The following is a 21,789-nucleotide window of genomic DNA, read 5'->3' on the forward strand; positions in this document are numbered from 1 at the left end:
CCGACCCTGTCACGACCGTCTCAGAGCGAGATGCGGCGCTCGTCCGCCGCGATGGGGATGTCGTTGATGCTCGCGTACCGGCGCCGCATCAGACCGTTCTCGTCGAACTCCCAGTTCTCGTTGCCGTAGCTGCGGAACCACCGGTCCTCGTCGTTGCGCCACTCGTACTCGAAGCGGACAGCGATGCGGTTGTCGGTGAAGGCCCACAGCTCCTTGCGCAGGCGGTAGTCCAGCTCGTACTGCCACTTCTCGCGCAGGAACTCGACGATCTCCGCGCGCCCTGACAGGAACACATCGCGGTTGCGCCACTCGGAGTCCTCGGTGTAGCCGAGGGCGACCCGCTCGGGGTCCCGGCTGTTCCAGGCGTCCTCGGCCGCCCGGACCTTCTGCTGGGCGGTCTCGGCGGTGAACGGCGGGACGGGCAGCCTCTTCGCAGTCATGGATATCCCCTTCGGAAGAGAGAGAACGTGCGTTCTCTCCGGTGTGCAGTAGCGTAGGAGAACGGTGATTCTCACGCAAGGCGAGGGCTGACATGGAAGCCGCAGTACTTCAGACCCGCGTGCTGGACGCGGCCGAGACGCTCTTGTACGGGCGAGGGCTGCAGACGGTCGGGATGGACGAGATCCGCAACGAGTCCGGTGTGTCCCTCAAGCGTCTCTATCAGCTCTTCCCCTCCAAGGAGCGGCTGGTGGAGGCGTATCTGCGCCGGCGTGACGCACGCTGGCGGGCCTCGCTGGCGAGCCATGTCGACGCCCGGCCCGCGGACGCTGCGGACGAGGACAAGATCCTCGCCGTCTTCGACTGGCTGCAGTCGTGGTTCGAGGAGCCCGACTTCCGCGGCTGTGCCTTCGTCAACTCCTTCGGGGAGCTGGGCGCCACTTCGGACGCGGTGGCGGCCGCGGCCCGCGATCATGTCGACGCGCTGCGGAGCTATCTCGCGGGCCTGGTGGCCGCCGCGGGCCGTCCTGCCTCGCTGGCCGAGCCTCTCCTGCTGCTGGTGGAGGGCGCGATCACGACGGCCGCGATCACGGGTAGCAGCGCGACGGCGGGGCAGGCCAAGGAGGCCGCCCGAGTGCTGCTGGAGGCGGGCCGCTCGTAGGACACGGAAAGCCGAACGCCCCGCTCCCGCTGCAACGAGCCGGGGGAGCAGGGCGCGGGTGGTGTCGCTTGAGGGATCAGCCCTGCGTCGCCGTGTTCGCCAGCGCCGTCGAGAGGTCGTTTGCGACCTCCTGGAGGATCGGGACGATCCTCTCGGTGGCCGCCTCGGTGACCCGGCCCGCCGGACCGGAGATCGAAACCGCCGCCGCCGTGGGGGAGTTGGGCACCGAGACCGCGAGGCAGCGGACCCCTATCTCCTGCTCGTTGTCGTCGACCGCGTAACCGGCGCGCCGCACCTGTTCGAGCGCTTCGAGGAAGCCCTCGGGTGTCGTGATCGTCTTCTCGGTGGCCGCGGGCATGCCGGTACGGGCGAGCAGTGCGCGTACCTCGTCCGGCGGGGTGTGCGCGAGCAGCGCCTTGCCCACGCCCGTGGAGTGCGGCAGCACGCGCCGGCCGACCTCGGTGAACATCCGCATGGAGTGCTTGGAGGGCACCTGCGCGACGTACACGATCTCGTCGCCGTCGAGCAGCGCCATGTTCGCCGTCTCGCCGGTCTCCTCGACCAGCCGGGCGAGATAGGGGCGGGCCCAGGTGCCGAGCAGCCGGGACGCGGACTCTCCCAGGCGGATCAGCCGGGGGCCGAGTGCGTAGCGGCGGTTGGCCTGCTGGCGTACGTAACCGCAGGCCACCAGCGTGCGCATCAGCCGGTGGATGGTGGGCAGCGGCAGACCGCTGCTGGCGGAGAGTTCGCTCAGCCCGACCTCGCCGCCCGCGTCGGCCATTCTCTCGAGCAGGTCGAAGGCGCGCTCCAGTGACTGCACGCCGCCGCTGGATGCGGGCTTGGCGGCGTCGGTGGTGCTGGCGCTGGACGTTGGCACGTCAACGGTCCTTTCGGGCAGGCGGGCAAGTGAGCAGCCTACCGGGCGTCCGGGTCGGGCACACTGGTGTCGTGAGGGCGTCCATGCCGGTCAGCGGGCGTTTGTCCACGTCTCGGCAGTCACTTCCCATGGTCCCCTGCTGGCCTGCTCGGTGAAAACCACCTTCTGCTTTGCGAAATTCTACTTCCACTTTGTGGAAATATCCAAGCCCTCCGGCCGGAACGAGCAGGTCTTGACGGCGAGGACTGTGGAGTGAAGACTCCTTCAACAGTTCGTTGAATTTCGCGATGCGGTCCGCTGGACGGTCGGCCGTACCGGACGGAAGTGAGGGGCACGGGTGTCCAATGTGGACGTGAAGCTGGTACTGCGCTCGACGCGCGTGATCACCCCGGACGGCACACGGCCCGCATCGGTCGCCGTGGCCGCCGGAAAGATCGCGGCGGTGCTGCCGTACGACGCCGAGGTGCCGCCCGGCGCCCGGCTGGAGGACTTCGGGGACGACGTCCTGCTCCCCGGCCTCGTCGACACCCATGTCCATGTGAACGACCCCGGCCGCACCGAGTGGGAGGGCTTCTGGACCGCCACCCGCGCGGCCGCGGCGGGCGGCATCACCACCCTGCTGGACATGCCCCTCAATTCCCTCCCGCCCACCACCACCGTCGCCAACCTCGCCACCAAGCAGGAGGTGGCACGCAGCAAGGCGCACATCGACGTCGGCTTCTGGGGCGGCGCGATCCCGTCCAATGTGAAGGACCTGCGGCCGCTGTACGACGCCGGAGTCTTCGGCTTCAAATGCTTCCTCTCGCCGTCCGGCGTCGAGGAGTTCCCGGAGCTCGACCAGGAACAGCTCGCCCGGTCGATGGCCGAGATCGCCGGTTTCGGCGGACTGCTGATCGTGCACGCCGAGGACCCGCACCATCTGGCCGCGGCGCCGCAGGAGCCCGGACCCACGTACGCGGACTTCCTCGCCTCCCGGCCGCGCGATGCCGAGAACACCGCGATCGAAGGCCTGATCGCCCACGCCAAGCGGCTCGACGCCCGCGTACATGTGCTGCATCTGTCCTCCTCCGACGCGCTGCCGCTCATCGCGGCCGCCAAGCGCGAGGGCGTGAAGATCTCCGTCGAGTCCTGTCCGCACTTCCTCACCCTCACGGCCGAGGAAGTCCCGGACGGGGCAACGGAGTTCAAGTGCTGCCCGCCGATACGCGAGGCCGAGAACCAGGACGCCCTGTGGGAGGGCCTGGCCGACGGGACCATCGACTGCATCGTCTCCGACCACTCGCCCTGCACCACTGACCTCAAGACCCCGGACTTCGCCACCGCCTGGGGCGGTATCTCCTCCCTCCAGCTCGGCCTCCCCGCCATCTGGACCGAGGCCCGCAAGCGCGGGCACACCCTTCAGGACGTCGTCCGCTGGATGTCCGCCGCACCCGCGCAGCTCGCTGGACTCGGCCACAAGGGCGCGATCGAGGCCGGACGCGACGCCGACTTCGCGGTCCTCGCGCCCGACGAGACCTTCACCGTCGACCCGGCCGAGCTCCACCACCGCAACCAGGTGACGGCATACGCGGGCAAGACCCTGCACGGAGTCGTCAGATCGACGTGGCTGCGCGGCGAACGCATCGTGGAGAACGGCACCCTGGCCGAGCCGACCGGCCGGCTGCTCGAAAGGAACAACTGATCGTGTCCATCCCTTCCTTCACCGGTGACGCCGGCCCGTTCGGCGGCGGCGACCCGTACGCCGACTACCGCACGGCGGAGTTCCCCTTCACGCACTACGCCGACCTCGCCGACCGGCGGCTCGGCGCGGGCGTCATCGCGGCCAACGACGAGTTCTTCGCCGAGCGCGAGAACATGCTCAAGCCCGAGGCCGCGGAGTTCGACCCCGAGCACTTCGGCCACAAGGGCAAGATCATGGACGGCTGGGAGACCCGCCGCCGCCGCGGCATCTCGGCCGAGCAGCCGCACCCCACTGACGACGACCACGACTGGGCGCTCGTACGCCTCGGAGCGCCCGGCGTCGTACGCGGCATCGTCATCGACACCGCCCACTTCCGCGGCAACTACCCGCAGGCCGTCTCGGTCGAGGCCACCGCGGTGGCCGGGTCCCCCTCGCCCGGGGATCTGCTCGCCGACGACGTGAAGTGGACGACGCTCGTGCCGCGTACGACCATCGGCGGCCACGCGGCGAACGGCTTCACCGTCGACGTCGAGCAGCGCTTCACGCACCTGCGCGTCAACCAGCACCCCGACGGAGGCATCGCCCGCCTGCGCGTCTACGGCGAGGTCGCGCCCGACCCCGAGTGGCTCGGCGTGCTCGGCACCTTCGACCTCGCGGCTCTGGAGAACGGCGGCCAGGTCGAGGACGCCTCCGACCGCTTCTACTCCCCGGCCACCAACACCATCCAGCCGGGCCGTTCCCGCAAGATGGACGACGGCTGGGAAACGCGCCGGCGCCGGGACAAGGGCAACGACTGGATCCGCTACCAGCTGGTGGCGCAGGCCGAGATCCGCGCGGTCGAGATCGACACGGCGTATCTCAAGGGCAACAGCGCGGGCTGGGCGTCGGTTTCGCTCCGCGACGGCGAGACGGGGGAGTGGACGGAGATCCTGCCGCGGACTCGGCTGCAGCCGGACACGAATCACCGGTTTGTGCTGGGGGCTCCGGCGGTGGGGACGCATGTGCGGGTGGACATCTACCCGGACGGGGGGATCTCGCGGCTGCGGCTGTTCGGTTCGCTGACGTCGGAGGGGGCTGGCGCCCTGGCGAAGCGGCACCGGGAACTGGGCGGCTGATCCCTGCGGGGCTCGTTCCCCACCCCCCGTTCCCTTAGCCGGGGCTCCGCCCCCGGACCCCCGCGCCTCAAACTCCCCCAGACTTCGTCCGGGGGGACCCCCACGGGGCTGAAGGTGCGGGCTCGGCCGCACATTTCAGCCCGTCCGGCGTTTGAGGACATGCGGCCGAAGGTCGCATTCGGGGGTCTGGGGGCTTGCCCCCAGTTCGGGAAGGGGCGGGTAGGGGACAAAGCCCGCCGCAGGCGGCACGCCGCGACACGAGGAAAGCGGCCCTGCCTCCTCCGCGCCCGCGCCGAACGGACGTTGAATCACCGTGTGACCCTTCAGCAAGAGATCGTCGGCAGCGCCATGCAAATGGCGGTCGTCTCCCTCCAGCCGGGGCAGACCGTCTACTGCGAGGCCGGAAAGTTCCTGTTCAAGACGTCCAACGTGACGATGGAGACCCGGCTGTCCGGCCCCGGCGGAGGGGGCGGAGGCGGAGGCCAGTCCGCGGGCGGCACCGGCACCGGCTCGGGCGGCATGAGCGGAATGCTGCGCCAGGCCATGGGCACCGCCATGCAGGCCGGCCAGCGCGCCCTCGCCGGTGAATCACTCGCTTTCCAGTACTTCACCTCCACCGGCGGCGAAGGCACCGTGGGCTTCGCGGGCGTGCTGCCCGGCGAGATGCGTACCCTCGAACTCGACGGCACGCGCGCGTGGATGGCCGAGAAGGACGCCTTCGTCGCCGCCGAGTCCACTGTCGAGTTCGGCATCGCCTTCCAGGGCGGCAAGACAGGCCGCAGCGGAGGCGAGGGCTTCATCCTGGAGAGGTTCACCGGGCGCGGCACGGTCATCATCTGCGGTGCGGGCAATTTCATCGACCTCGATCCCGCCGACTTCGGCGGCCGTATCGAGGTCGACACCGGCTGCATCGTCGCCTTCGAGGAGGGCATCCGCTACGGCGTCCAGCGCATCGGCGGCCTCAACCGCCAGGGCCTGATGAACGCCGTCTTCGGCGGCGAGGGCCTCTCCCTGGCCACCCTGGAGGGAAAGGGGCGGGTGATCCTCCAGTCGCTGACCATCGAGGGTCTCGCCAACGCGCTCAGGAAGGCCCAGGGCGGCGACAAGCAGGGACCGACGGGCGGGCTGTTCTCCACGGACGCAGGCTAGTACGTGCCGAGGCGCGCAGGGCCGACCGATGATTTCCTGGTACGAGGGGGGTCTCAGCTGATGACCGGAACACAGCAATCCCGAGCACCCCGAAAGAGGAACCGTCATGGCTCAGCTCTCGATCACCAGTTTTGTCACCCTCGACGGTGTGATGCAGGCCCCCGGAGGGCCTGAGGAGGACACCAGCGGCGGCTTCGCGCTGGGCGGCTGGTCCGTGCCGTACGGGGACGAGGACTTCGGCCGGTTCATCAATGAGGTCTTCGACCAGGCGGGCGCTTTCCTGCTCGGTCGCCGTACGTACGAGATCTTCGCGGGTTACTGGCCCAAGGTGACCGACCCCGCCGATCCGGTCGCCTCGAAGCTCAACTCCCTGCCGAAGTACGTCGCTTCGACCAAACTGGAGATGGCCGACTGGGAAAACAGCACCATCATCGACGGCGATCTCGTCAAGGAGGTCACCGCGCTGAAGGAGCGCACGGACGGCGAGCTCCAGGTCCACGGCAGCGGAGCCCTGGCCCACTTCCTGATGGCGCACGATCTGATCGACAAGCTCCATCTGCTCACCTTCCCCGTCGTCCTGGGCACGGGCCGCAAGCTGTTCGCCAGCGGCGCCGTCCCGACCGCCTTCCGGCACACCGCGTCCCGGGTCACGGGCGCGGGCGTGGCCATCCACACGTACGAGCTGGCCGGTCGTCCCGAGTACGGCAGCTACTAGGCAGTGTGGGCAGGGCTGCTGACCAAGCTCCAGGCGCGAGGGGCGGTCGTGCTGTCGAACCCGTTACCGAGGAGGACTTCTGATGCGCAGCGTGACCTATTCGATGAACGTCTCACTTGACGGCTACATCGTCGGGCCGGACGGCGGCTTCGACTGGTCGGTGCCCGACCAGGAGGTCTTTCGCTTCTGGATCGACGAGATTCGAGAGGTCGGCGTCCACCTGTTGGGACGACGGCTGTACGAGACGATGCTGTACTGGGAGACCGCCGGCGAGGATCCATCGCCCGACGACCTCGAGTGGGCCGCGCTCTGGAAGCCGCTGCCAAAAGTGGTGTTCTCCACCACGCTGTCGGCGGTGCAGGGCCATGCCCGCCTGGCCTCCGGCGGCCTGGCGGAGGAGATCGAGCGGTTGCGAGCCGAGCCGGGCGAGGGCGACATCGCGATCGGCGGCGCGACTCTCGCCGCCGAGGTGGCCGCGTTGGGTCTCATCGACGAGTACCGGGCCATGGTCTACCCGGTGCTGGTCGGCGGCGGCATCCCGTTCTTTCCCCAGCACGAGCGCCGGGTGGATCTCGAACTCGTCGAGACCCGCACCTTCAGCTCGAGATTCGTCTACCTCCGCTACCGCGTGGCGCGCTAGGTACAAAACTGCCGGACGCCTGTCCGGCGGATCATGCCGGACAGGCCCCTGGTCCCGGAGGAGGGCTCAGCGCTTGAGCGTGAAGGTGAAATCGCCGGAGAGCTTGCCGGTCAGCCGGACTGCCGAAACGACTTTCCCCTCCGTGATCAGTCTCTCGACCTCGGCCCGCGAAAGGCCGCACCCTTCCGCGATCAGTCGCACCGGCCGGACAGGGATCTTCGCCGCAAAGCGGACCGAGACGTCGATCACCTCGCGGTTCAGGTGATCCGATCCGCCGGTGTCGAGGCGCCAGGCGCCCGCCCAGTCGAGGGCGATGCGATTACGGCGCTGCACGACCGGATCCTGGAGCAGCTCAGCTGTCAGGCCATGGTCGTTGTCATGCAGCCGGTCCAGCAGCTCAGGTCGTACGGAGCGCACATTCATCCGCTCCAGGACCGTGAGCTTTGCAGTTTCCCCGCAAGTGGTGCAGAGCGCGAGGAGCCAGGCGTCGATGAGCTTGTGGTTGGCGTTGACGCGAAATTTGCCGCTTGCCCGGAAGCGCGCGGACGCGCACGCGTGGCAACGCCGGCGAACGAGCGGCAGGCAGGTGGGCATGACCACCCAGTTGTTGAGCACAGAAGTACACCGGTTTCAGTGAGAAGTCCGCAGCAGAAAGGAGCGCGGCGCACATGCGCGACGCGCGACGAATCAGCACTCGGGAGGTCTCACAGGGTGTACAACGGCACGTCCTTGCCTAGACGACTTGGTTCGGCAGCACGGTAATGGGGCTCAGCGGCGCTGCTCCACTGGTTTTCGAGCGCCTCACCGCCACGCGAGCGGTGACCACCGCGGCGACCGCGCGTTCGACTGGCCCTGGAGGGAACGCGACCACCACCTCGTACGAACGGCAGGTGATCCTGGCCGACAAAGGCTTCGCGGCCAAGGAGCCGACATCTAGGCCCTGTCCGGCCGATCTTGCCGGGCTCGCGTGCCCTGGCACGCACTCCCCCGTAGCCCTTCGGGCACGGGAGGTGCCCCCATGCCGCGTTGCGTCAGTCGCCGACGCTCCGCGTCGGCTCCTTCCTCCGCCTTGCATCTGCACGCACCAGCCCCCGCTCACTGATCCGGCCTGATCGACCGGACAGGACCTAGGGCTCGTGCGCCATGCGATCACTCATGTACGACATAGATTTCCGCGCGCGTGCCAAGCGCACCCGGGCGTGGGGTTTCGGCCTCCTGTCGCTCGCCGCGCTGCTGTGGGTGTGGTTCGGCGTTCTGCTGCTCACGCCGTACGACGCGGGGTACCGGTCCACCTGCGAGGCGCGGCTCTTCACGGACCGTTCTACGGCCAATGAGGGGGCGTACACCGGTGAGAACAGGTGCACCGCCGAACGGGACTGGCCCGAACTCCTCGGCGTCCTCGGCCTCTCGGTGCCCGTCTCCGTCGTGGGTGCCGTGCTCTTCACGAGCGGCAGCGTCGGCAACCGTATGGCCGAACACCTCGCCGAGGTGACCCGGCTGACCGATGCCGCCCACCGGGCTTGAGCCGCTTCCTAAGCCTTCCTGTACTGGTCCGCGATCATCAGTACCGCGAAGCCGACCACGCCGATCACCACGTTCGCGAAGATCTCCCGGCCCTGCAGGAAGCCGACGTGGTCCGTGACGAAGCGCGTGAAGCCCATGAAGCGGAACCAGCCGGTCAGCTCGCGCAACACCCCGCAGGCGCCCGCGACCAGCAGGACCATGCCGATGGCTTCGAGAATCTTCTTCATGCGCCGATCGTGGTCCGGGGCGCGGGGCCGTAGCGTCGGCCCTCGGGATGCCTCGCGGAGCCGAAAGTCTGAGCCTGCGCGACTTTGGTAGCTTCCCGCCGCCGCGCGGCGGCATCACCGCTCCCGTCTGCGTAGCTTTGTCGACATGACGCGCACGGAGTACCCCTGGCTGCTGCCCTCGGCCATGTCGCAGGAGGCGGACCTGCCCGGCGACCGGACCAGGGCCAGGCCGCGCCGTACCGTGCGCGACTGGGTCGTCGACACCTTCGCCTTCGTCATCGCCGCGCTCATCGGCGTCCTGGCCTCCGAGGCGAGCCGGCAGGCCGGCAACTCCGAACTGGTCGTCTTCGCCGACCAGTTGGTGGGTGTGCTCGCCTGCTGCGCACTGTGGGTCAGACGCCGCGCGCCGCTCGGGCTCGCGCTCACCCTGCTCGTCGTGAGCGTGGTGTCTCCGGTCGCGGGAGGGGCGTTGCTGGTGAGCCTGTTCAGCCTCGCCGTGCACCGCCCCTTCAAGCCCGTCGCCGTCGTCGGGGCCCTGGCCGTCGCGGGTTCGGCAGCCGCGGCTGTCGTACGCCCCGATCCGGGCATGTCGTTCCTGGCCTCGCTCCTCACCGGCGTGATCCTGATCCTCCTGGTGATCGGCTGGGGCATGCTCGTACGGGCCCAGCGCCAGCTCGTCGTCGCCCTGCGCGAACGCGCCCGGCGGGCCGAGAGCGAGGCCGAGCTGCGCGCCGAGCACGCCCAGCGGCTCGCCCGCGAGGCCATCGCCCGTGAGATGCACGATGTGCTCGCCCACCGCCTCACCCTGCTGAGCGTGCACGCGGGCGGACTCGAATTCCGGCCGGACGCGCCCCCGGCCGAGGTCGCCCGGGCCGCCGGAGTGATCCGCGACAGCGCGCACGAGGCGCTCCAGGATCTGCGCGAGATCATCGGCGTACTGCGGGCCCCCGGCGAGGGCGAAGGCGCCGACCGGCCGCAGCCCACGCTCGCCACCCTCGACGCCCTGGTCGCCGAGTCCCGGCAGGCGGGCATGAAGGTCACCCTCGACAACCGCATCACCGACCCGGCCGCCGTCCCCGCCGCCACCGGCCGCACCGTCTACCGCATCGCCCAGGAGTGTCTGACCAACGCCCGCAAACACGCACCGGGCGCCGAGGTCACCGTCGCTGTGAGCGGCAGACCGGGCCACGGCCTCACCGTGGACGTCGCCAATCCCGCCCCGATCGGCGAGGTCGAGAAGGTCCCCGGCTCCGGTCAGGGGCTGATCGGTCTGACCGAACGCGCCACGCTCGCGGCCGGCAGCCTCGAACACGGAGCCACGGCCGACGGCGGTTTCCGCGTCCGGGCCTGGCTACCGTGGGCCGCATGACTATCCGGTTGCTCGTCGTCGATGACGACCCTCTCGTCCGCGCGGGACTCGCCTTCATGTTCGGCGGAGCCGACGACCTCGAGATCGTGGGGGAGGGGGCCGACGGCTCGGAGGTCGCGGCACTCGTCGACCGGCTTGCGCCCGATGTGGTGCTGATGGACATCCGGATGCCGGGGATGGACGGCCTCACGGCCACCGAGGAGCTGCGCCGCCGCCCCGACGCCCCCGAAGTCGTCGTCCTCACCACCTTCCACGCGGACGAACAGGTGCTGCGGGCGCTGCGCGCGGGAGCCGCCGGATTCGTCCTGAAGGACACCGCGCCCGCCGAGATCGTCGCCGCGGTACGGCGGGTGGCGGCGGGCGAACCGGTGCTCTCCCCGGCCGTCACCCGCCAGTTGATGACACAGGTCGCGGACCGCACCCCCGGCACCCGCAAGAAGTCCGCCGCCGAGCGGATCGCCTCGCTCGCCGACCGCGAAAGGGAGGTGGCCGTCGCCGTCGGCCGCGGCAGGTCCAACGCCGAGATCGCCGCGACCCTCTATATGAGCGTGCCGACCGTCAAGACGCATGTCTCGCGCATTCTGGCCAAGCTGGACCTGAACAACCGTGTCCAGATCGCGCTGTTGGTGCACGACGCGGGCCTGCTCGACGAGGACGAGCCGGTTTAGCGGACGTACGCTGGCGTGATGACAATTGTTGATCTGGGGGAGTACGGAGCGGAGTTCACCGCGAATCCGTATCCGTACTACGCGCGGCTGCGCGAGTCGGGCCCCGTCCACGAGGTGCGCATGGCGGGAGGCGAGCAGTTCTGGCTGATCGTCGGTCATGAGGAGGCGCGGGCCGCGCTCGCCGATCCGCGGCTGTCCAAGTCGCCCGCCACGGTAGGCGCGATGATGTTGGACGAGGAGGTCATCGGACCGAATCTGCTGGTCCTGGACCCGCCCGACCACAGCAGGCTGCGCAGGCTCGTGACGCGCGAATTCACCGGGCGGCGGGTGGAGGGCCTGCGCCCGCGCATCCAGCAGATCACCGACGAACTGCTGGACGCGATGCTGCCGGCCGGGCACGGCGATCTGGTGGACGCGCTGGCCTTCCCGTTGCCGATCATCGTCATCTGCGAGCTGCTCGGCATCCCGGCCGCCGACCGCGACGCCTTCCGCAAGTGGTCCAACGAGGTCGTGGCCCCGACCGGAGCGAATGCCGAGGCGGACGCCATCCACAGCCTGGCCGCGTACCTCGACGAGCTCATCGAGGACAAGCGCTGTGCCGGGCCCGCCGACGATCTGCTCTCCGCCCTCATACGGACCCGGGCCGAGGACGACGACCGGCTCTCGGCGGCCGAACTGCGGGCGCTCGCCTATCTGTTGCTCATCGCCGGCCATGAGACGACGGTCAATCTCATCTCCAACGGAGTACGGGCCCTGCTCACCCACCCCGACCAACTGGCCGCCCTGCGTGCGGACTTCGGACTCCTGGACGGCGCGGTCGAGGAAATGCTGCGCTACGACGGCCCCGTCGAGAACGGCACAGCCCGCTTCGCCGCCGAGCCGGTCCCGGTCGGGGACCGGGTGATCCCGGCCGGCGCGACGGTGCTGGTCGGCCTCGCCGCGGGCGACCGCGACCCGTCCCGCTATCCGGCCCCGGACAGCTTCGACATCCGGCGGGACACCCGGGGCCATCTCGCCTTCGGGCACGGTATTCACTTCTGCCTCGGGGCGCCGCTGGCCCGTATGGAGGCCCGCATCGCGATCCGCACCCTGCTGGAACGCTGCCCGGACCTGGCGCTGGACCCCTCCGGCGGCCCGCTCGACTGGCTGCCTGGCCTGCTGATGCGCGGCGTGCGGCGGCTGCCGGTGAGCTGGTAGCCCGCGGCCGGCCCCGGCCTCACCGCCGCGCTCGGTCCACCGGGATCGCGCGCTCAGTCCGCCGGGATCTCCTCCAGCCGGACCGGCCGGTGCTCGCGGCGGGACAGCTCGCACGCCTCCGCGATCCGCAGCGCCGTCAGCGCCTCGCGGCCGTCGCAGGGATTCTCGGCCTCGCCCTGGACCATCCGGACGAAGGTGTCCAGCTCCGCCTCGTACGCGGGGGCGAACCGCTCCAGGAAGCCCGGCCACGGCTTGGTCGCGGGCGGCGGGCCCTGCGGCTCGGTCGAGGTGATCGGCGTACGGTCGTCCAGGCCCACCGCGACCTGGTCGAGCTCACCGGCGAGTTCCATGCGTACGTCGTAACCCGCGCCGTTGCACCGGGTGGCCGTCGCCGTGGCCAGCGTCCCGTCGTCCAGGGTCAGCACCGCGGCCGCCGTGTCGACGTCGCCCGCGTCGCGGAACATCGAGGGGCCCCGGTCCGAGCCGGTGGCGTACACCTCGACGACCTCCCGGCCGGTCACCCAGCGCAGGATGTCGAAGTCATGGACCAGGCAGTCCCGGTACAGGCCACCGGAGAGCGGCAGATACGCGGCGGGCGGCGGCGCCGGGTCGGAGGTGATGGCCCGTACGGTGTGCAGCCGGCCGAGCCGTCCCGAGCGCACCAGCTCGCGGGCCGTGGTGTACCCCGCGTCGAAGCGGCGCATGAAGCCCAGCTGGAGCTGGGTGCCCGCGGTCTCGACCTCGCGCAGGGCGCCGAGCGTGCCCGGCAGATCCAGGGCGATGGGCTTCTCGCAGAAGGTGGGCAGCCCGGCGCGGGCGGCCCGGGCGATGAGGTCGGCATGGGCGGCGGTGGCGGAGGCGATCACGACGGCGTCGACGCCCCACTTGAAGATCTCGTTGGCGCTGGGCGCGGCGGTGGACCCGGTGCGCTCGGCGACCTCGGCCGCCCGCGCCGCGTCGGTATCCGCCACGACCAGTGAACCCACCTCCCGGTGGCGGCTGAGCACGCCCGCGTGGAAAGTGCCGATACGTCCCGTTCCGATCAATCCGATGCGCATGGCCCAAAGGTGGCGGCGGGCCGGTCGCCATGTCAAGACTTTGTCCTGACAACCGAACTTCACGACTTCCCGTCAACATTCCGTGCGACTACGCTCACCCCGTGCCCAAGCAGCCCAGACACGTGACGGACCCGTCCCTGTCGCTCCAGCTGAGCGTGGACCGCACCAGTCCGGTCCCGCTCTACTTCCAGCTGTCGCAGCAGCTGGAATCCGCCATCGAGAGAGGGACCCTCACTCCCGGCAGCCTGCTCGGCAACGAGATAGAGCTGGCCAACCGGCTCGGCCTGTCCCGCCCGACCGTCCGCCAGGCCATCCAGTCCCTCGTCGACAAGGGCCTGCTGGTGCGCCGCCGGGGCGTCGGCACCCAGGTGGTGCACAGCCAGGTCAAGCGCCCGCTGGAGCTCAGCAGCCTCTACGACGACCTGGAGGCGGCCGGCCAGCGCCCGGCCACCATCGTGCTGCGCAATGCCGTCGAACCGGCGAGTGCCGAGGTCGCGGCCGCTCTCGGGGTGGCGGAGGACAGCGACGTGCAGCTGATCGAGCGGCTGCGGTTTGCCCACGGCGAGCCCATGGCCAGGCTGCGCAACCACCTGCCCGCGGGCCTCTTCGACTGCGACACCGAGCGGCTCGAGGCAACCGGCCTGTACCGGATGATGCGATCCGCGGGGATCACCCTGCACAGCGCCCGGCAGTCGGTCGGGGCACGGGCCGCCACCGAGCTCGAGGCCGAGCTGCTCACCGAGGCGACCGGGGCTCCGCTGCTGACGATGGAGCGCACCACCTTCGACGACACCGGCCGCGCCGTCGAGTTCGGCTCGCACATCTACCGGGCCTCGCGCTACGCCTTCGAGTTCCAGCTCCTCGTGCGTCCCTGACCGCCCCGGGGAGGCCCGGGGCGGGTCACGTAAGAATGTCTTTCGCGTAAGAATGTTCGGACAAAGTCTTGACGGGGTCGCGTGGCCGCCGTAAAAACTCACCCAGCCGCAATCGGGCGGCCGGGAGAGAAGGCGGACCCACCATGCGTACCACCCGCACGGCAGCAGCCCTGCTCGCCGCAAGTGCCCTGGTCGTTGTCGCCGGATGCAGCAGTTCCGGCGGCAAGGAGGCCAAGGACAGCCCCTCCAAGGACGGTGGAGGAGGCGTTCCCGCCACCACCGGACGTCTGAAGATCGCGATGGTGACGCACTCCGGCGAGGGCGACACCTTCTGGGACATCGTCCAGAGCGGCGCCAAGGTGGCCGCCCGCAAGGACAACGTCGAATTCCTTTACTCGGCCAACAAGGAGGGCAAGGAGCAGGCCCAGCTCGTGCAGGCCGCCATCGACCAGAAGGTCGACGGCATCATCGTGACCCTCGCCAAGCCGGAAGCAGTCCAGGACGTCGTCAAGAAGGCCGTCGCGGCAGGCATACCCGTCGTCACGATCAACTCCGGCGCCGAGTTCTCGAAGTCGCTCGGCGCGCTCAGCCACATCGGCCAGGACGAGTCCGTCGCGGGCGAGGCCATCGGCGAGGAACTCAACAAGCGCGGCAAGAAGAAGGCCGTCTGCGTCATTCACGAGCAGGGCAACGTCTCGCTCGAAGCGCGCTGTGCCGGTGTGAAGAAGACCTTCAAGGGCACGGTCGAGAACCTCAACGTCGACGGCACCAACACACCCGCGACCACCTCGTCCATCGAGGCCAAACTCCAGGCGGGCAAGGACATCGACGCCGTCGTCGCCCTCGGCGCCCCCATCGCTGCCGCCGCGGTCAAGGCCAAGGAGGGCGCGGGCTCCGGCGCCGAGGTCAACACCTTCGACCTCAACGCCGAGGTGGTCAAGCAGCTCAAGGCCAAGCAGATCGGCTTCGCCGTGGACCAGCAGCCCTACCTCCAGGGCTATCTCGCGATCGACGAGCTGTGGCTCAACAAGGTCAACGGCAATGTGATCGGCGGCGGCAAGCCGATCCTCACCGGTCCCGCGCTGGTCACCGAGAAGGATGTGCCCGCGCTGGAGAAGCTCACCGCCGACGGAACCCGATGACGTACGCGGTATACCCGGTGCCAACCCTCCGACCTGCTGTGACACATACTTGGGCGGCCGGGGCGCGTCATCACGCCCCCCGGCCGCACCGAGAAGCACAGCGAGTACGGCAAGAAGGGCACGGCGTCGTGGCTAGGGCAAGGACAGGGGTACGCGCGCTGGGCGCGGTGCTGGCGGCGGTACTCGGAGCCTCACTCGCGGGATGCAGCAGCACGGGCGGCAAGCGCGCGGCCGACGCCCGCAAGGCGCAGGCCGCGGCCGGCAAGTCCGCGGTCACCACCCCTCGCTGGACCTTCGCGATGGTCACCCACTCCGGCGACGGCGACACCTTCTGGGACATCGTCCAGAGCGGCGCGGAGCAGGCCGCCGTCAAGGACAACATCAACTTCCTCTACTCGCACAACGACGAGGGCCAGCAGCAGGCCCAGCTCGTCCAGGCGGCCATCGACAAGAAGGTCGACGGACTGATCGTCTCGCTCGCCAAGCCCGACGCGATGAAGGACGTCGTCGCGAAGGCCGAGAAGGCCGGTATCCCCGTCATCACCGTCAACTCGGGCTCCGAGCAGTCCAAGGCGTACGGAGCGCTCACCCACATCGGGCAGGACGAGTCCGTCGCGGGCGAGGCCGTCGGCGACGAACTCGACAAGCGCGGCCGCAAGAAGGCCCTGTGCGTGCTCCACGAGCAGGGCAACGTCGGCCATGAACAGCGCTGCGCGGGCGCCAAGAAGACCTTCGGCGGCGAGCTCCAGAACCTCTACGTCGACGGCACCAACATGCCCGACGTCCAGGCGTCCATCGAGGCCAAGCTCCAGGCCGACCGCTCCATCGACGCGGTCGTCACGCTGGGCGCACCGTTCGCGGACGCCGCCGTCCAGGCGAAGAAGACCGCCGAGAGCACGGCCGAGGTCGACACCTTCGACCTCAACGCCAAGGTGGCCACCGAACTGAAGGCCGGGACGCTCGGTTTCGCCGTCGACCAGCAGCCCTATCTCCAGGGGTACCAGGCCGTCGACCTGCTGTGGCTCTACAAGTACAACGCCAACATGCTCGGCGGCGGGCGGCCCGTCCTGACCGGACCTCAGATCATCACCAAGACCGACGCCGCCGAGCTGAAGGAATACACAGAGCGGGGGACACGATGAGTGCGACCGCACCACCTGCCACACCACCACAGAAGACCGACGAGCGACTGCTGCGCACCTCGCCCCTGCGCAAGCTGATGGGCAGACCCGAACTGGGCTCGGTCGTCGGCGCCGTCGCGGTCTTCATCTTCTTCTCGATCGTCGCGGACTCCTTCCTGCAGGCGTCCAGCCTGTCCACCGTCCTGTACGCGGCATCGACGCTCGGCATCATGGCCGTACCGGTCGCGCTGCTGATGATCGGCGGCGAGTTCGACCTGTCGGCCGGTGTCCTGGTGACCAGCTCCGCGCTGATCTCCTCGATGTTCAGCTACCAGATGACGGCGAACGTCTGGGTCGGCGTCTTTGTCTCACTGCTGGTCACGCTGGCCATCGGGGTCTTCAACGGCTTCATGCTGACCCGTACGAAACTGCCCAGCTTCATCATCACGCTCGGCACGTTCCTGATGCTGACCGGCCTCAACCTCGGCTTCACCAAGCTGATCAGCGAGACGGTCTCGACGAAGTCCATCGCCGACATGGAGGGGTTCGGCTCAGCGAAGAAGATCTTCGCCTCGCAGCTCACCCTCGGTGACGTCACCCTCAAGGTCACCATCCTGTGGTGGTTCGCGCTGGTCGCCCTGGCCACGTGGATCCTGCTGCGTACCCGCTTCGGCAACTGGATCTTCGCGGTCGGCGGCGGCGCCGACGCGGCCCGCGCGGTCGGTGTCCCGGTCAACAGGACCAAGATCGGCCTGTACATGGGCGTCGCTTTCGCCGCCTGGGTCTCCGGCCAGCATCTGCTGTTCTCCTTCGACGTGGTGCAGTCCGGCGAAGGTGTCGGCAACGAGCTGACGTACATCATCGCGGCCGTCATCGGCGGCTGCCTGATCACCGGCGGCTACGGCTCGGCGATCGGCTCGGCGGTCGGTGCGTTCATCTTCGGCATGACCAGCAAGGGCATCGTGTACGCGGAGTGGAACCCGGACTGGTTCAAGTTCTTCCTCGGAGCGATGCTCCTTCTCGCCACCCTGCTCAACGCATGGGTCCGCAAGCGTGCGGAGGCAAGCAAATGACGGCCCTCGTCGAGCTCGACAACGTCAGTAAGTACTACGGCAACATCCGCGCCCTGGAGGGCGTCTCGCTGGAGGTGCACGCCGGGGAGATCTCCTGCGTACTCGGCGACAACGGCGCGGGCAAGTCCACGTTGATCAAGATCATCGCGGGTCTGCACCAGCACGACGCCGGAACCTTCCTCATCGAGGGCGAGCAGGCGAGCCTGGCCAGCCCGCGCGAGGCGCTGGACCGCGGTATCGCCACGGTCTACCAGGACCTCGCCGTCGTACCGCTGATGCCGGTCTGGCGGAACTTCTTCCTCGGCTCCGAGCCGACGAAGGGTGTCGGTCCCTTCAAGCGCCTCGACGTCGATCAGATGCGCGAGACGACCCGGTCCGAGCTGCTGCGCATGGGCATCGACCTGCGCGATGTCGACCAGCCCATCGGCACGCTCTCGGGCGGCGAGCGGCAGTGCGTGGCGATCGCCCGGGCCGTGTACTTCGGCGCGAAGGTCCTGGTCCTGGACGAGCCGACGGCCGCGCTCGGTGTGAAGCAGTCCGGTGTGGTGCTGAAGTACGTGGCCGCCGCGCGGGATGCGGGGCTGGGTGTGGTGCTGATCACCCACAACCCGCACCACGCGTATCTGGTCGGGGACCGCTTCATCCTGCTCAAGCGCGGCACGATGTCCGCCAGCCACACGAAGAGCTCGGTGACGCTGGACGAGCTGACGCGCCAGATGGCGGGCGGGAGCGAGCTGGAGGACCTGAGGCACGAGCTGGAGAGGGCGCCGGTGCCGACGCATCTGGGGGGCCACCCGGTGAAGGGCGAGGGCGGGGCGTCGTAGCGCCTGCGGCGGGGCTGTTCCCCTACCCGCCCCTTCCCGAACTGGGGGCAAGCCCCCCGACCCCGGTACGCCTTCGGGCGTGTCCTCAAACGCCGGACGGGCTGAGATGTGCGGCCGAGCCGCACCTTCAGCCCCTCCGGCGTTTGAGGGCGGGGAGGTTGGGGGTCCCCCCGGACGGAGTCTGGGGGAGGGCGGGTAGGGGAACAGCCCCTCGCAGCGGCACCGCCCCCCGGCACACGGCGCCCCGCCCCGCCGGATGGCAGAATCGGCCCCGGTGGGCACTGCCCACCGCCGGGGACATGACAGCCACCGGCCCCGCCCCCGAGACCCCGCAGGGACATGAGCACCTACCGCGACTTCGCGCACCGCGGCTCCGCCCGCGCCACCGTCCTGAAGACCGTCGGCACCCGCGAGCGGCGCTCGCATCTCACCGCGCCCCGCGTCCCCACCGTCGGCATCGACATCGGCGGTACGAAGGTGATGGCGGGTGTCGTCGACGCCGACGGCGTGATCCTTGAGAAGGTCCGTACGGAGACGCCGGACAAGTCCAAGAGCCCCAAGGTCGTCGAGGACACCATCTGCGAGCTGGTCCTCGACCTGTCCGACCGGCACGACGTGCACGCGGTGGGCATCGGCGCGGCGGGCTGGGTCGACGCCGACCGTTCCAAGGTGCTCTTCGCACCCCATCTGGCCTGGCGCAACGAGCCCCTGCGCGACGCCCTCTCGGCCCGGCTCGCCGTCCCCGTCCTGGTCGACAACGACGCCAACACCGCCGCCTGGGCCGAGTGGCGCTTCGGTGCGGGCCGCGGCGAGGACCACCTGGTCATGATCACCCTTGGCACGGGTATCGGCGGCGCGATCCTGGAGGACGGCCGGGTCAAGCGCGGCAAGTACGGCGTCGCCGGCGAATTCGGCCATATGCAGGTCGTGCCCGGCGGCCACCGCTGCCCCTGCGGCAACCGCGGCTGCTGGGAGCAGTACAGCTCCGGCAACGCGCTGGTCCGCGAGGCCCGTGAGCTCGCCGCCGCCGACTCCCCGGTCGCGCACGGCCTCATCGAGCGCGTCGGCGGGAACATTCCCGAGATCACAGGCCCGGTCATCACCGAGCTCGCCCGCGAGGGCGACGCCATGTGCATCGAGCTCTTCCAGGACATCGGCCAGTGGCTCGGCATCGGCATCGCCAATCTCGCGGCCGCCCTCGACCCGTCCTGCTTCGTCATCGGCGGCGGTGTCAGCGCGGCCGACGACCTGCTCATCGGCCCCGCCCGGGACGCCTTCCGCCGTCACCTCACGGGCCGCGGCTACCGCCCAGAGGCGCGCATCGTCAAGGCCCAGCTCGGCCCGGAGGCAGGTATGGTCGGTGCGGCCGACCTCGCGCGGCTCGTGGCCCGCCGTTTCCGCCGGGCCAACCGGCGCCGTGTGGAGCGCCAAGAGCGTTACGAGCGCTATGCGCAGGCCATCCGCAACGGCACCATCCGCCCCACCCAGGAACCGTAGTCATGACCCTGCCCCGCCAGTCCACCGCAACGGACGAGAGCGTCCGCCCCCCTGAGAACCACCGCCACATGGTGCTCCGTCGCTGGCTGACGGCGATCACCATCGTGCTCCTCGTCGGCATCCCGGCCGGCTATCTGGTGATCTCCGCGGAGCAGAGTCGTGACAGCGGGCGGGACAAGGAGTCGGAGTCCTCGGCCACCGGTCTGCGCAACACCTGGCCCTCCCAGATGAAGCGCCGCATCTTCGAGGTGCCGATCCCGGAGAAGTCCACGCAGGTCGCGTACTACGAGACGAGCAACTGGAAGACCAGCCGGCTGTACGTGCAGTTCCGTACGACCTCCGCCGGGCTCGACCAGTTCCTCAAGGGCGTCGGCACGAGCCGCGCGCAGCTGGACGACGGCAAGGTCAGCATCGGCGCGCGCGACGCCGAGACCGTCGCCTGGCGCTTCGGCGCCAGCGAGGGCGAGTGGGCGGGCACCAGCCATACGCAGAAGGACCCCCGTCCCTCCCAGGACATCACCGTCGATCTGACCGACACCTCCCGCCCCATGGTCTTTGTTGTCTCGACAGCGACCCCCTGACCGGAGGCCGTGCCTCCAGTCATTAACGTGGAGCGGGTGAGTGAGACGCAGACGCCCCCGAAGACCCTGCAGTACCGGATCGACGGTCCGGACGACGCACCCGTACTCATCCTCGGTCCCTCCCTCGGGACCACATGGCACATGTGGGACCGGCAGATAGCCGATCTCTCCCGCCGGTGGCGGGTGTTCCGCTTCGATCTGCCCGGCCACGGCGGTGCCCCCGCCCTCCCCGCGACCTCCGTCGCCGAGCTCGCCGACCGGCTGCTCGCGACCCTCGACGGGCTGGGCATCCAGTTCTTCGGCTACGCCGGCTGTTCCATCGGCGGCGCGATCGGCGTGGAGCTGGCGCTGCGCCACCCGCACCGGGTGGCTTCCCTCGCGCTGGTGGCCGCCTCGCCGCGGTTCGGGACCGCCGACGAGTTCCGCCAGCGCGGTGTGATCGTGCGGACCAACGGTCTGGACCCGATGGCCCGCAGCGCGCCCGAGCACTGGTTCACGCACGGCTTCGCCGCCGCCCAGCCCGCCATCGTCGAGTGGGCGGTCCAGATGGTCCGCACCACCGACCCCGGCTGCTACATCGCCGCCTGCGAGGCGCTCGCGGCCTTCGACGTACGCGGCGAACTCGGCCACGTCGGCGTCCCGACCCTCGTCCTGGTCGGCTCCGAGGACCAGGTCACCGGGCCCGCCGAGGCCCGCACCCTGGTCGCCGGTATACCGGACGCCCGGCTCGCGCTCGTGCCGGGCGCATCGCACCTCGCCCCCGTCGAGCAGCCCGGCGCGGTCACCGACCTTCTCGTACACCACTTCTCGACCGCCTGGCAGAACGCATCCGATTCAACGACGGGGCTCACCCCGATCCCGGCCTCGCCGATCACACCCGCCCTGTCCGCCCCGGTCACGCCCATCGGGGAGATCGCCCCCGCCTCGCCCGCGCAGCCCGAGGCGGTGCAGCAGGGACGCCCCGATCCGTACGTCGCCGGGATGAAGGTGCGCCGCGAGGTGCTCGGCGACGCGCACGTCGACCGGGAGACGGCCGCCGCCGACGACTTCACCGGCGACTTCCAGGAGCTGATCACCCGCTACGCCTGGGGCGAGGTCTGGACCCGTGAGGGCCTCGACAGACGCACCCGCAGCGTGGTGACGCTCACCGCGCTGGTCGCGGGCGGGCACCTGGACGAGCTCGCCTTCCACACCCGCGCGGCGCTGCGCAACGGACTCACCCCCGCCGAGATCAAGGAAGTCCTGATCCACGCGGCCGTGTACTGCGGCGTCCCGGCGGCGAACTCCGCCTTCCGCGTGGCCCACGCCGTCATCCAGGAGGAGACCACCCCCTGAGCCCCTGACGACCGGCCGGACG

Annotated in this window: 23 protein-coding genes; 18 read left to right on the forward strand and 5 right to left on the reverse strand. The window is 69.8% G+C overall.

Annotated features, from left to right (window positions below; all coding sequences use genetic code 11):
• Positions 1-20: 20 nt before the first annotated feature.
• Entirely contained in the window at positions 21-440 is a 420-nt protein-coding gene (locus OG741_RS31565; RefSeq protein WP_405603433.1) for a DUF1348 family protein, read from the reverse strand.
• Between the two features lie 92 nt (positions 441-532).
• Between OG741_RS31565 and OG741_RS31570 the strand changes: the two genes are divergently transcribed.
• Positions 533-1,099, forward strand: coding sequence for a TetR/AcrR family transcriptional regulator (locus OG741_RS31570; protein ID WP_405603434.1), 567 nt, complete (start codon positions 533-535; stop codon positions 1,097-1,099).
• Positions 1,100-1,175: 76 nt separating this feature from the next.
• Here the strand turns inward: OG741_RS31570 and OG741_RS31575 are convergent, their stop codons facing one another.
• A complete protein-coding gene (locus tag OG741_RS31575; protein ID WP_405603435.1) occupies positions 1,176-1,976 on the reverse strand; it encodes an IclR family transcriptional regulator in 801 nt (266 codons plus the stop codon).
• 337 nt (positions 1,977-2,313) lie between these two features.
• On the opposite strand from OG741_RS31575, the gene allB reads away from it, so the two are divergent.
• From allB to OG741_RS31600, 5 genes are all read left to right on the forward strand, one after another.
• Positions 2,314-3,657: an allantoinase AllB gene (gene allB, locus OG741_RS31580; RefSeq protein ID WP_405603436.1), complete on the forward strand. Its 1,344-nt coding sequence runs from the start codon at positions 2,314-2,316 to the stop codon at positions 3,655-3,657.
• A complete protein-coding gene (gene alc, locus OG741_RS31585; RefSeq protein ID WP_405605862.1) occupies positions 3,657-4,772 on the forward strand; it encodes an allantoicase in 1,116 nt (371 codons plus the stop codon). Before allB ends, alc begins: the two co-directional genes overlap by 1 nt.
• A 315-nt stretch (positions 4,773-5,087) precedes the next feature.
• The gene (locus OG741_RS31590; RefSeq protein ID WP_405603437.1) at positions 5,088-5,921 is read left to right on the forward strand and encodes an AIM24 family protein; all 834 of its coding nucleotides are present in this window, start codon (positions 5,088-5,090) and stop codon (positions 5,919-5,921) included.
• Between the two features lie 106 nt (positions 5,922-6,027).
• On the forward strand, positions 6,028-6,636 hold the full coding sequence (locus tag OG741_RS31595) for a dihydrofolate reductase family protein (protein WP_405603438.1): 609 nt from the start codon (positions 6,028-6,030) through the stop codon (positions 6,634-6,636).
• Between the two features lie 82 nt (positions 6,637-6,718).
• Complete coding sequence (locus tag OG741_RS31600) at positions 6,719-7,276, forward strand: dihydrofolate reductase family protein (protein WP_405603439.1); 558 nt, start codon at positions 6,719-6,721, stop codon at positions 7,274-7,276.
• Positions 7,277-7,342: 66 nt separating this feature from the next.
• On the opposite strand, the gene OG741_RS31605 is transcribed toward OG741_RS31600, so the two are convergent.
• The gene (locus OG741_RS31605; RefSeq protein WP_405603440.1) at positions 7,343-7,891 is read right to left on the reverse strand and encodes a DUF1062 domain-containing protein; all 549 of its coding nucleotides are present in this window, start codon (positions 7,889-7,891) and stop codon (positions 7,343-7,345) included.
• Positions 7,892-8,419: 528 nt separating this feature from the next.
• On the opposite strand from OG741_RS31605, the gene OG741_RS31610 reads away from it, so the two are divergent.
• A complete protein-coding gene (locus OG741_RS31610; RefSeq protein WP_405603441.1) occupies positions 8,420-8,800 on the forward strand; it encodes a hypothetical protein in 381 nt (126 codons plus the stop codon).
• Between the two features lie 8 nt (positions 8,801-8,808).
• Here OG741_RS31610 and OG741_RS31615 read toward each other — a convergent pair whose 3' ends face one another.
• Positions 8,809-9,027 carry a hypothetical protein gene (locus OG741_RS31615; protein WP_405603443.1) on the reverse strand — a complete coding sequence of 73 codons (219 nt, stop codon included), beginning with the start codon at positions 9,025-9,027 and terminating at the stop codon, positions 8,809-8,811.
• 145 nt (positions 9,028-9,172) lie between these two features.
• Here OG741_RS31615 and OG741_RS31620 point away from each other — a divergent pair, with 145 nt between their 5' ends.
• Genes OG741_RS31620 through OG741_RS31630 form a run of 3 tightly spaced genes read left to right on the forward strand, consistent with a single transcriptional unit; the run spans position 9,173 to position 12,261 of the window.
• Positions 9,173-10,396, forward strand: coding sequence for a sensor histidine kinase (locus OG741_RS31620; RefSeq protein WP_405603444.1), 1,224 nt, complete (start codon positions 9,173-9,175; stop codon positions 10,394-10,396).
• Positions 10,393-11,064 (forward strand): response regulator, encoded by a 672-nt coding sequence (locus OG741_RS31625; protein ID WP_405603445.1) that lies wholly within the window; start codon positions 10,393-10,395, stop codon positions 11,062-11,064. Before OG741_RS31620 ends, OG741_RS31625 begins: the two co-directional genes overlap by 4 nt.
• An 18-nt stretch (positions 11,065-11,082) precedes the next feature.
• On the forward strand, positions 11,083-12,261 hold the full coding sequence (locus OG741_RS31630; protein ID WP_405603446.1) for a cytochrome P450: 1,179 nt from the start codon (positions 11,083-11,085) through the stop codon (positions 12,259-12,261).
• Positions 12,262-12,314: 53 nt separating this feature from the next.
• On the opposite strand, the gene OG741_RS31635 is transcribed toward OG741_RS31630, so the two are convergent.
• On the reverse strand, positions 12,315-13,319 hold the full coding sequence (locus OG741_RS31635) for a Gfo/Idh/MocA family oxidoreductase (protein ID WP_405603447.1): 1,005 nt from the start codon (positions 13,317-13,319) through the stop codon (positions 12,315-12,317).
• 155 nt (positions 13,320-13,474) lie between these two features.
• Here OG741_RS31635 and OG741_RS31640 point away from each other — a divergent pair, with 155 nt between their 5' ends.
• From OG741_RS31640 to pcaC, 8 genes are all read left to right on the forward strand, one after another.
• The gene (locus OG741_RS31640; RefSeq protein ID WP_323136086.1) at positions 13,475-14,194 is read left to right on the forward strand and encodes a GntR family transcriptional regulator; all 720 of its coding nucleotides are present in this window, start codon (positions 13,475-13,477) and stop codon (positions 14,192-14,194) included.
• A 143-nt stretch (positions 14,195-14,337) separates the two neighbouring features.
• Positions 14,338-15,336, forward strand: a complete 999-nt coding sequence (locus OG741_RS31645) for a substrate-binding domain-containing protein (protein ID WP_266482838.1) — start codon at positions 14,338-14,340, stop codon at positions 15,334-15,336.
• Between the two features lie 128 nt (positions 15,337-15,464).
• Positions 15,465-16,478 carry a sugar ABC transporter substrate-binding protein gene (locus OG741_RS31650; RefSeq protein WP_405603449.1) on the forward strand — a complete coding sequence of 338 codons (1,014 nt, stop codon included), beginning with the start codon at positions 15,465-15,467 and terminating at the stop codon, positions 16,476-16,478.
• Complete coding sequence (locus tag OG741_RS31655) at positions 16,475-17,530, forward strand: ABC transporter permease (protein ID WP_405603450.1); 1,056 nt, start codon at positions 16,475-16,477, stop codon at positions 17,528-17,530. Before OG741_RS31650 ends, OG741_RS31655 begins: the two co-directional genes overlap by 4 nt.
• On the forward strand, positions 17,527-18,354 hold the full coding sequence (locus tag OG741_RS31660) for an ATP-binding cassette domain-containing protein (RefSeq protein WP_405603452.1): 828 nt from the start codon (positions 17,527-17,529) through the stop codon (positions 18,352-18,354). The genes OG741_RS31655 and OG741_RS31660 overlap by 4 nt, the downstream gene beginning before the upstream one ends.
• Before the next feature lie 339 nt (positions 18,355-18,693).
• The gene (locus OG741_RS31665; protein ID WP_405603453.1) at positions 18,694-19,851 is read left to right on the forward strand and encodes an ROK family glucokinase; all 1,158 of its coding nucleotides are present in this window, start codon (positions 18,694-18,696) and stop codon (positions 19,849-19,851) included.
• Positions 19,852-19,853: 2 nt separating this feature from the next.
• Entirely contained in the window at positions 19,854-20,432 is a 579-nt protein-coding gene (locus OG741_RS31670) for a hypothetical protein (RefSeq protein WP_405603455.1), read from the forward strand.
• Positions 20,433-20,468: 36 nt separating this feature from the next.
• The gene (gene pcaC / locus OG741_RS31675) at positions 20,469-21,767 is read left to right on the forward strand and encodes a 4-carboxymuconolactone decarboxylase (protein WP_405603456.1); all 1,299 of its coding nucleotides are present in this window, start codon (positions 20,469-20,471) and stop codon (positions 21,765-21,767) included.
• The last annotated feature ends 22 nt before the right edge of the window (positions 21,768-21,789 follow it).

The organism is Streptomyces sp. NBC_01410 (assembly GCF_045040195.1).
Taxonomy (GTDB): domain Bacteria; phylum Actinomycetota; class Actinomycetes; order Streptomycetales; family Streptomycetaceae; genus Streptomyces.